Here is a 10234-nt window from a genome sequence, read left to right as displayed (position 1 = left end):
GCTTTTAAAATGATTGATAAAGATGTCGTAAAGTTACTTTCAGATTTATCCCTAACAATGTTTAGTAAAAACTTTTTTGGTATTTATCATGGTGCAATCTCTGCAAAGTTAGATCAATACAATTTTACAATAAATACAGGTGATGCAATTTTTGATAAAATGGATGAAAAATCACTTTGTACTTTAAATATAAATAAGCAAGATTACAGATGGAATATTGCAAGTATAGAGTCTCATATTCACGCCACAATATATGCAAATATCCATGAAGCCAAATATATAGCTTTTGGGATGCCAATTTACACTACAGCATATACTTTTGAACACGATAAAATAGTTTTTGAAGATTTTTTTGGAAAAACAACTTTTGGAGAAATATTAATATACGATCCAGGTGATTTTTCAACTTGGTATAAAAGAAATGCTTTAGAAATCACAAAATACTTAAAAGAGTCTAAAAATAATCTAATGATAATAAAAGGAATTGGCACTTATGTCTATGATAGAGATGTAAGTTCCCTTGTAAAAAAAATGGCTATTCTAGAAAATTCTTGTCGACTTTTGAGCATAAAAACCTCTTTTGAATGAAAAAATATCAATTATGATTATTTTTCAACTGAAATATTAAAGAAATCCCCTTGTTTTAGCTATTTCAAAGCTTAAATACTATAAAGTTTTCCCAATTTAATTTTATACAAGGAGTTCATCCATGAACAAAGCAGAATTTATTGACGCAGTAGCTGCAAAAGCTGGTTTATCTAAAAAAGATGCAAAAGGTGCAGTTGATGCTGTATTAGATACGATTACAGAATCATTAGTAAAAAATGAATCTGTAAGCTTTATTGGATTTGGAACATTTACAACTGCAGCAAGAGCTGCAAGAACAGCAAAAGTTCCAGGAACTGACAAAACTGTTAATGTTGCCGCTACAACTGTTGCGAAATTTAAAGTTGGTAAAGCTTTAAAAGAAGCTGTAGCAGCTAAATAATCTCGTCTTATTTAAAGGAATTCATTAATAATGAATTCCTTTTTTTATTTTTATAATGCCGCTATGGTGAAATGGTAGACACAAGGGATTCAAAATCCCTCGCCCTTTGGGTATGTCGGTTCGAGTCCGACTAGCGGTACCACCTATTTAAACTAAACATGTTTTACTATCTTCCTGAGTGGCTTATATCTCTATTATACATATATAGTTAGCAGTAATTTAATGAGATTAATATCAAATGCAAAATCAATATTATTTTTACAAAAGTTAATATCTATATTTTTTATACCTGTGGTTTATAAATTCTTTGAAGAAATTACTTTTTTTGAAAGTCTATTATATATTACTGTATTTATTATAATATTTTTAGTAGGTTATTATAAAAAATAATTAACTTCAAAGTCAACTCTTTTTTTTGTAAAAAATGTTCTATTACTTTTAAACACCTCTATAAATATTAATCAATTGAGTTTTATCAATTTTATGATTTGTATTATATGGGAATTTATCTAGAACTACTATGTCTGAGGGAATCATGTAATATGGTAATACTTCTGAAATCTCTTTTTTTAGCTCATCTATTTCGATTTGAGTATTTGTGATAATAAAAGTAATTAGTTTTACTACTTCTGTTCCTCTTTTTAAAGGAATTGTGATTGATTCATTTATCTTTTTATTATTTGTGAACTCTTTATCAATCTCCCCTATTTCTATTCTAAAACCATGAAGTTTAATTAGTTCATCTTTTCTATTTGCAAAGAAAAGCATATTATCTTCAAAATATCCAAAATCTCCAGTTCTAAAACTTCTTTTTTCATATTTTGCTTCAAATTTTTGAGTATTTAACTCTTCATTTTTAAAATACCCAATAGAAACATTATCACCAACTATTTCTATTTCTCCAACATTTTCACTATCAATATCTAATAAATTTATTACTGTATTTTCTTTTACATACCCAACTGGTAAACTTTTTGAATACTTCTCAATTATTGCAGGTGTAATATCTACTAAAGTAGTAGCTACAGTAGCTTCTGTTGGCCCATAAGTGTTAAGAACTTTTGAGTTTGGAAAACTATTCAAAATTCTTTTTGCAGTCATAGCAGGCAATACTTCTCCACAAAACAGGAAAGTTTGTAAACTTTTTATTTCATTAGCTACAAATTCAGATGAAAGTAAATATTTACTAATAAACGAAGGCGTTGATACCCAAGTATTACAACTATATTTTTTTAATCGCTCAAAATACTCAATATGATTTTCAAGTAGTTCTCTACTATTTAAAATAATAGTTCCACCAAATGATAAAAATCCAACAAGTTCATATACTGATAAATCAAAACTAAAAGGTGCTTGATTCATAAATACACTATCTTTTGAAAATTTAAAATCAGACTCTAACCACTCATTAAAATCTAATATTGAATTTTGTGTTATTTGAACACCTTTTGGCTCACCAGTGCTTCCTGATGTAAATATAATATATATAATTGGGTCATTTAGATTATATGAAGTATTTAAATTATCTTTATTAAAATCTAAAGTATCATCAATAGTATTTATTATAAGTGCAGAACTTACAATATTTACAATTTTTAGAAGTCTCTCTTTTGGATAAATAGTATCAACTGGAATATATGGTAAACCTAAACTCATACAAGCAGTCATTGTTACTATAAACTTAGCTTCTTTATGTCCATAAATAACAACTGGATGACCTTTTGGTAGATTATAGTTTAAAATTTCAATTTTTAGTTTTTCAACTTCACTTTTAAATTCAAGCCAAGTTAAATCTTTATCACTAGCACATATTGCTAATTTTTCAAAATTTTTGTCACAATCAACAAAATCTAATAATTGTAAATCAAATCTCATATAGGAACTCTCCCACTAAAAAAGTAAAGTGCGAAAACTGCACCATTTATCATTAAAAATCGTTTTAAATTTAAAGCTATAATATCTGGGAAAACCGTAAAATAATCAAATCCACCTTTTTTTACATAAACTACATATATGTTATGAATTGCAGAGTAAAGCCCAAATAAAAAACCACTAAAAATAAAATACCAAGTAAAACCATTCCACATTCCCATAAGTAAAAATGTGGCTATAATTGCAAGATTTTGAATTAATAATCTTCTTCCTTTTAAAACATTAAAATTATGTAAATATTTATATAAAGGTTTAAAGAAATAATCTGTTAACCAAGAACCTAAAGTAATATGAAATCTTCTCCAAAAATCTTGTGGATTCGGAGCTAAATATGGATGATTAAAGTTCATAGGAATATTAATTCCAATCATAATACTTAAACCAACAGCCATGGCACTATAACCAGCAAAATCAAAAAATAAATATACAGTATAAGAGTATGCACAATTTATCATATCAAGCAAATTAGTACTTTTTTCATCAATATTTGAAAGCCAAAAGTTATCAACTAAACCAGCAAAAATAAACTTAAATAAAATCCCAACTATTAAAATATCCCAACCTTTTCCAATATTACTTAAAGTTAAGTTTTCATAACCTTTTTGTAAATCTTCTTGAAATCTATATGATCTATCAATTGGACCTGCTAAGAGTGTTGTTGGAAATAATAAAAATGAAGTAAACTCAACAAAAGATAATTTTCCATAATTGTGACTATCTACTATTGCTTGAATAGTTCTAAATGTTATGTATGAAATACCCAGAATTTTAAACAAAGGATCTACATCAATCTTATGTATTATCATTGGTATTGCAACAAGAATCATTGGAAATATTGTTTCTTGATACTTATTTGATACAAATATCCAATAAATAACATAAACATATAAAAGAAAAAATAAGATTTTATCTGCATGAGGTATACAAAAAATTATATACAATATAACTGCAATAAATAAAACCATACTATAAGAAATAAATTTATTTAGAATATTTTTAAATAAATATAAAAATATCACAAAAACAAAAAACATAATAAAAAAGACAATTCCCGAAAAAGGTAAAATATTCTCCATTAAAAGGCCTCATAAACAAATTCAACAGTTGATTCAGGATCTTGTCCACTTAAATCTTCAATATTTTTATCAATAATAAAAAAAGAAAATCCAATAATTAATAACAAATATATAAAGAAATTTCTAAAAAAATATTTCATTTAATTTCCTTTTTTTGTCATAAAATAATCAATAATTTTTTTATCAACTGTAATCCAACCTAACTCACCCATATGAACAATATCTGTCATACTACCTATTTGATAGTCTTCTTTTTTATATGACCACATATCTAAATATTCAAATCCATGTTCTAAAACTTTTGATTTTATATTCAACATAAGTTCATTTGCTTCATCTCTATTTTTTTCAAAAACATAAGGATTTAAGTTTTGCATTATAAAAAGAGGTTTAATCTTATAACTTTTAAAAAAATCAAGTAATGTCAAAAGATCTTGATATTCTTGGTTTTTATCTAATTCTGGTGGAACAACAATTGAGAAAGGGAAGTTTCTTTTTCGTATTTGAGGTTCAATATATTTTGTATAATATTCATTATTAATTCCATAAATATTATTTGAAGTTGAAAGAGCAACACTATTAGCCTCAATCTTTAAACTATCATAATCAAGTTTTGGATTAATATAAGTTACAATTTGTGGATTAATATCTTTACTATCAAAAGCTTCAATTAAATTTTTTTTAATTACATTATCTAAATAATCATTTTCTAAAATATCTAATGGAAATTTATATATAAAATTTGGATCTTTTATAAGAGATATATTTTTTTGAATATAATCACTAACTAAATTTCTATATTTATCATCTGTTTCACTTTGAAAATAAAGCTTATTCATCATTCCTGAATACATGTATTCCAAAAATTTTGGCATTATAAGTCCATTATCATTACTACCTGTGAACCAACTAGGAGATAAAAGAACTACAACTCTAGCATTTTGTCTTACTATATCATTATCACAAGCAGCAAGTTGTGCCATTATTACAAAATCTTGTTGCCCTTCATTTCCTTGAACTCTTAAAGGCAAATTTAAATCATTATTAAAAAAATTTTGAGGTAAAAATTTTTGATTTGGATAAAGTACCAATTCAGAGGAACCAAATACAACGATTTTTCCAGTTTCTAAATCGCTTTGTAAACTAACTGTTTTTTGTAATGAATCTTGTAAAGGTTTCGCATAATAATTTAAAATAATATCTTTACCGAAATAAATCACTAATATAACTACTATAGATGCAGATATAAAAGATAAAATATTTGTAAAAAGTTTATTCACTAAATTCTACTTTTAATATAATTCACTAATTTATCAACACTATCAAAATTACTTTCAATAATATCTCTTGTATCAATTTTTATATTGAATTCTTCCTCTAACATCATTGCTAAGTCAACTGTTCCCATACTATCAATCAGATTTGAAGTATATAATGCTTCTTCATTAGTTACTGGTTTAAATGCGATTTCTTCTACTAAAGGTTTTATTCTTTCTATTAAATCCATTTTTTCTCCTAAAAAATTTTCAATATTTTACTATATTTTAAAAACTTATTTCACTATTATTCATATGTTATAAGTAAAAAAATATCTGTTTAGTTATCTTAAAATACATTTTACTTTGTAGATAAAATCAACTCTATACTTAAGAGAAAAATTAAGCAAAATAAAGTTGTGAATATTGACATAGCAAAGACCATAGTGTCAATATTTAATCCATTTGTAACTTTTTATTTTTAATAATTGTTTCAAATTGTATCAAAATCTATTTTTATATTTTTTTTATATTTTTTTAAGTGTTTTTTAAGTAAAAATATAAATATATTATTAATATGAATTATAAGAAAAGAAATAATGTATTTTTTAAGTGTGGAAAGTTTCCACACTTAAATTTTAAAGAAGATTTATTATTTTGCTAAACGATTATCTATCCATGCACCAAGTGGTGTAGTAATTTTTTGTAATAACCAACTAACAACTATAAAAGTAATAATCCAAGCAGTAACTGCTGCCCAAGCAGGTAAAATATCAAAATAAATATCATATCGAGATATTAATGGCCAGTGAATTAAATATACCTCAAATGAATAAATTCCATAAATTGCTAAAAATTTATTATCAAACTTTTTAAGAATAAATATAACAATAAATGCAAACATTATAACTATAGAAGTAAGCTGATCAACAAAATACCCTTGTCCTAAAATTGAAGTTAATAAAGGCCAATGATTAGCTGTTGTATGTAAAGACATATAAACAACAAGTACAAGCATTAAAAGTATTACAACATAAGACATAAATGTAGATTCATCTCTAAATTTTTTAAATGCTGTAACAAATTTATTCTCTTTATCTTTTGTTTCAAATAAAATCCAAGCAAAAACCATACCTAAAGAAAATGCAACCGTATGTAGTCTATGAAGCCAATTATCTCCCAATTCTAAAGGATTATATACACCAATCAAAGTTGCGATTACAGCCAAAATTAAAGCACTTAACCAAGGTTTTTTAACACTAAATACAATTGGGAAAAGAATATAAAACATCATCATCCAAGTTATATACCAAAAAGGTGAGTTAACATCATCAAAACCTCTAGCAGTTGGGAACCAACCTATTAAAGACTGTAACATATAAGGTACAGGATAATGAATATTTAAAAATATTGCATTTGCAGCAAAAATAAGAATTGTTACAACCCAAAATGGAATAAAGATTTTAATAGCTCTTCTTTTATAAAAATCCATTAATGGAAGTGGTTTTTTTAACATTCCAACAGTTAAACCATATCCTGACATAAATAAAAATAAATCTACACCAACTCCTGCAATTATAGAAAGAGGGAAAAGAAAATCAGCATTTGTCACTAACATGTAAGCAAAGTGTGCAAAAACAACCGTTAAGATTCCTAAACCTTTTAACTCTTGAGTAACAGGAATAGGAAATAAATCAATTCGTTTTGTCCTAGAAAAAGTAAAAAGAACTACTGCTATTAAAATAGCAATTACAATAAGATTTGTCCTGAAGATATCATCAGTAAGTGTAATAGGCATATATGCTCCCAGATTTTGATTAGTTTTTTTTAAAAAATATAATTATTTTTCAAAAAAATATTGCGCATATTATAACTCTTTTTAAATAAAAGGAATAATTATTTCAAATAAACCTTTATATTATCAATATTTTTTGAATCTCTAAATTTATTTAATAATGATGCTAATTCAATTACTTCATTATTTTTCATTCGAATACAACCACTTGATTCATTTGAACCAATTGTACTTTCACTTAAAGTTCCATGTATTCTAAAAGTATTTTTCCCATCTACAATATGACTAAGACTTATCTTTGCAGCACCCATATAATTGTATTTATTTCCAGGAAAGACAACAGCAGGTAAATCAATTCCTCTTTTCTTAAAACTTTCTATTGTATCTTGAGTTGGATACCAAATTGGATTTAGTGTTATTGCAGTTACACTTCCCTCTCCTGTTGGTTTTCTTATATCTTTTTTAGCAGTTGAAACGACATACGTTTGTAGATTCCTGATTTTATTATTTAGCTTACCTTTCAAAATCATTGTATTAGTTGAAGAATTAACATCGATGATTAATTGATCATATAAAGTAATATTACGGCTTGGTTCATTTTTTAGAATATTATCAGTAACTCTTTTATTCTTATTTTCACTAATTTTAGGAAGACTGATACTTTTTAACTCATCCAAGTATTTCATTGCAAAGGTAGTTTCATTTGTGTTTTTTGATTTTTCATTAAGTGAATTTAAATCAATAAATAAAGGATTTTTATTATTCATATTTTTTAAATCGTAAGAAAGTTCTTTTACTAAAGATTTTTGATTTTTAATAAAAGAAGATGCTTTTGTTAATGTATTCTCGGCTTTATCATAACTTTTAAAAGAACCATAATATGTTTTGAATTTCTTATCTTTATCTTTTACAATAAAAACTTCCAAATTATTATCTCTTAGTATTTTTCTTTTACACTCCATTGCACCTTCAAAATCAGAAGTTGTGCAAACAGCTATTGTGTAGTTTTTTAAATCTGCACCAACAAGTAACAATTGGGAAAAAAGTATATAAAAAAGAGTTCTAATCATTTAAAAATTAAAAAGTCTTAACTAATTGTTCTAAACTATTTTTAGACTCTTCTTGAGAAATACCATCTTGTAAAATATTTAATTTAACTAAACCTTCATTTACTTTAATAATAGATCCATCACTATTTAATTTATAAACAAAATACTTATTTTGAGTATTATCTTTTAGAGCCAAACTATTGACAAAAGAGCCTTTAGAATCATTTATTAAAGGAATTGTTGAATCTTTATACATCTCTTGAAGTTTTTCATTAACTGCTAGTTCTTTTATAATCCAAGGAGTATTTGAAATATTTGCAATTAACACTATATTTTTATTTGTATATTTATATAAATCTTTAAATAAAGCCAAACTATCATGATTTAAAACTATTATATATTTCTCAACACCTTTTTGAAAAAGTGTTTCAAATTTCGCATAAGGACTATTGCCCACAAGTTCAAAATATCTTGGAATATAATCTATATTTAAAATATTTTTGTTTTCATTTACAACTATATTATTTGGATTTTTAGGTGCTGTTAAATAAACTAAAAGTGCAAATCCTATAATTCCTAATATCACAATTTTAAAACTATTCTTTATCATTTCTTTCCTAAAATTCTATTATTTTTGTTTCTTAGCCCATCTTTTAAATAGTCTAAAATTTGTAATTTCTTCTTCTAATTCTTTATTATTAAAAATACTTTCAACTAAATTGTAAGCTAAATAAGGTGATAAAACAAAACCTCTTCCACCTACTCCATTTAAAATGTAAAGATTATCTATTAACTCTAAGTTTTCATTTTTTATTTGAAAACCATTTTTCAAATGAGGATATTTTTCAAAACTCTTTGCTGAATTTACCAGCTTTCCAATCATTGGAAAATAATCAACACTAGAAGCTCTTGCTCCTATTTTTACATCCAAAACTTTTACATTATTTAAAGTTTTTATATCATTTGCTTTTTCTAAAAGCTCTTTTATATCATTTTGAATAATATTATTAGTATATTCATTATGTTTCATTTCATTGATATTCTTTAACTTTAAATTATAACTACTATCAATCTCATCATTATCAAATCTATTATGAGTTGCTCCAATTGATACAATATTTTCTTTTGAAGATTTAGATAATGAACACTCTTTATGATAATTTATATCTATTTTTGTTGTTGTATAAACATCTATTTTTTGACCCCAAACTGCTCTAATATCCAAATATTTTTCTTCTATTAAAGAAACATCAGCTCCTGTTGTTAAAAAAAGATTTTTAACTTTTAAATCATCATTTATAATCCAATAATCTTCTTCTTTTTCTATTATTTTCACTTCATAATCAAAAAGTTTTTCAGTTTCATTTGATAATTTTCTACAAAGTTCATATGGTTTTACAGTAGTTCCTATTGGAAAAAAATATCCATGTTCATATTTTTCATACTCAAAATCCATATATGGAATATATGTTTGAAATTTATCTTCATCTTCTTGATTTTTTGGAATTCTACATGTTCCGCAATTTATTATTTCTTTTTGAAAATTATCTTTATAAAAAGCCATTGAAAAGTTTAAAGATTTAGTTATTAAATCTTTAAATTTATTTGCTTTCCCCAAAAGTGGAGATAAAAAAGCACCTGCTGCTCCACTTGCGCCAAAAGCTACATCTTTATTTTTATCAATTAATAAAACTGATTGTGAATATTTTGATAAAAAATGTGCCAATGAACAGCCAGCAATTCCAGCTCCAACAATTACATAATCAAACTCTTTTTTATTCATTATTATCCGATTTCTCAAAAAATTGAAGATTTGGTCTGAAATAACCACGTCCCCCTTTTAAACTAATACATTTATGTTTAGGAAATTTCTTTTTATAATATTCTAATCTTTCTTTTGTAGTTTTTCCAGTATCACAATAAAATACAAAAACTGTATTTTCTGGAAGTTCCTGCATTAAAGGTGGATTATATAGCATAGTTTCAACATTTTCAATAGGTTTTAAAATTGTGTCTATCAAAATAACTTTGATGCCTTTTTTTTCTAACTCATTTTTATTTTTTAATAACTCTTGTTGTGTCCATTCATCTTTAGAAAACATAAATAATAATTTCCTTTCACTAAAAGATTATATTAG

Annotated in this window: 12 protein-coding genes and 1 tRNA gene; 3 read left to right on the top strand and 10 right to left on the bottom strand. The window is 25.0% G+C overall.

Annotation, left to right across the window (positions count from 1 at the left end; all coding sequences use genetic code 11):
* The first annotated feature begins 9 nt into the window (after nucleotides 1-9).
* The 3 genes from AVENP_RS07350 (at nucleotide 10) to AVENP_RS07340 (ending at nucleotide 1130) form a co-directional block, all read left to right on the top strand.
* Nucleotides 10-588 (top strand): class II aldolase and adducin N-terminal domain-containing protein, encoded by a 579-nt coding sequence (locus AVENP_RS07350; RefSeq protein ID WP_128358551.1) that lies wholly within the window; start codon nucleotides 10-12, stop codon nucleotides 586-588.
* 121 nt (nucleotides 589-709) lie between these two features.
* Nucleotides 710-988 (top strand): HU family DNA-binding protein, encoded by a 279-nt coding sequence (locus AVENP_RS07345; protein WP_128358552.1) that lies wholly within the window; start codon nucleotides 710-712, stop codon nucleotides 986-988.
* 57 nt (nucleotides 989-1045) lie between these two features.
* Nucleotides 1046-1130 (top strand) — tRNA-Leu (locus tag AVENP_RS07340).
* Between the two features lie 296 nt (nucleotides 1131-1426).
* On the opposite strand, the gene AVENP_RS07335 is transcribed toward AVENP_RS07340, so the two are convergent.
* The 10 genes from AVENP_RS07335 to AVENP_RS07290 form a co-directional block, all read right to left on the bottom strand.
* Nucleotides 1427-2863, bottom strand: coding sequence for an AMP-binding protein (locus AVENP_RS07335; RefSeq protein ID WP_128358553.1), 1437 nt, complete (start codon nucleotides 2861-2863; stop codon nucleotides 1427-1429).
* Complete coding sequence (locus tag AVENP_RS07330) at nucleotides 2860-3996, bottom strand: MBOAT family O-acyltransferase (protein ID WP_128358554.1); 1137 nt, start codon at nucleotides 3994-3996, stop codon at nucleotides 2860-2862. Before AVENP_RS07330 ends, AVENP_RS07335 begins: the two co-directional genes overlap by 4 nt.
* Nucleotides 3996-4136, bottom strand: a complete 141-nt coding sequence (locus tag AVENP_RS07325; protein WP_172664254.1) for a hypothetical protein — start codon at nucleotides 4134-4136, stop codon at nucleotides 3996-3998. Before AVENP_RS07325 ends, AVENP_RS07330 begins: the two co-directional genes overlap by 1 nt.
* A complete protein-coding gene (locus AVENP_RS07320) occupies nucleotides 4137-5276 on the bottom strand; it encodes a D-alanyl-lipoteichoic acid biosynthesis protein DltD (RefSeq protein WP_128358555.1) in 1140 nt (379 codons plus the stop codon).
* Nucleotides 5276-5503 (bottom strand): acyl carrier protein, encoded by a 228-nt coding sequence (locus tag AVENP_RS07315; protein WP_128358556.1) that lies wholly within the window; start codon nucleotides 5501-5503, stop codon nucleotides 5276-5278. The genes AVENP_RS07320 and AVENP_RS07315 overlap by 1 nt, the downstream gene beginning before the upstream one ends.
* Nucleotides 5504-5904: 401 nt before the next feature.
* Entirely contained in the window at nucleotides 5905-7050 is a 1146-nt protein-coding gene (locus AVENP_RS07310) for an acyltransferase family protein (RefSeq protein WP_128358557.1), read from the bottom strand.
* A 98-nt stretch (nucleotides 7051-7148) separates the two neighbouring features.
* Nucleotides 7149-8117, bottom strand: coding sequence for a L,D-transpeptidase (locus AVENP_RS07305; protein WP_172664253.1), 969 nt, complete (start codon nucleotides 8115-8117; stop codon nucleotides 7149-7151).
* A gap of 7 nt (nucleotides 8118-8124) precedes the next feature.
* Complete coding sequence (locus AVENP_RS07300) at nucleotides 8125-8706, bottom strand: hypothetical protein (RefSeq protein ID WP_172664251.1); 582 nt, start codon at nucleotides 8704-8706, stop codon at nucleotides 8125-8127.
* Nucleotides 8707-8724: 18 nt separating this feature from the next.
* On the bottom strand, nucleotides 8725-9879 hold the full coding sequence (locus tag AVENP_RS07295) for an FAD-dependent oxidoreductase (RefSeq protein WP_128358558.1): 1155 nt from the start codon (nucleotides 9877-9879) through the stop codon (nucleotides 8725-8727).
* Complete coding sequence (locus AVENP_RS07290) at nucleotides 9872-10198, bottom strand: hypothetical protein (protein ID WP_128358559.1); 327 nt, start codon at nucleotides 10196-10198, stop codon at nucleotides 9872-9874. The genes AVENP_RS07295 and AVENP_RS07290 overlap by 8 nt, the downstream gene beginning before the upstream one ends.
* Nucleotides 10199-10234: the final 36 nt, after the last annotated feature.

The organism is Arcobacter venerupis, from assembly GCF_013201665.1.
Lineage (GTDB): Bacteria > Campylobacterota > Campylobacteria > Campylobacterales > Arcobacteraceae > Aliarcobacter > Aliarcobacter venerupis.
This window is presented reverse-complemented; position numbering and strand designations above follow the sequence as displayed.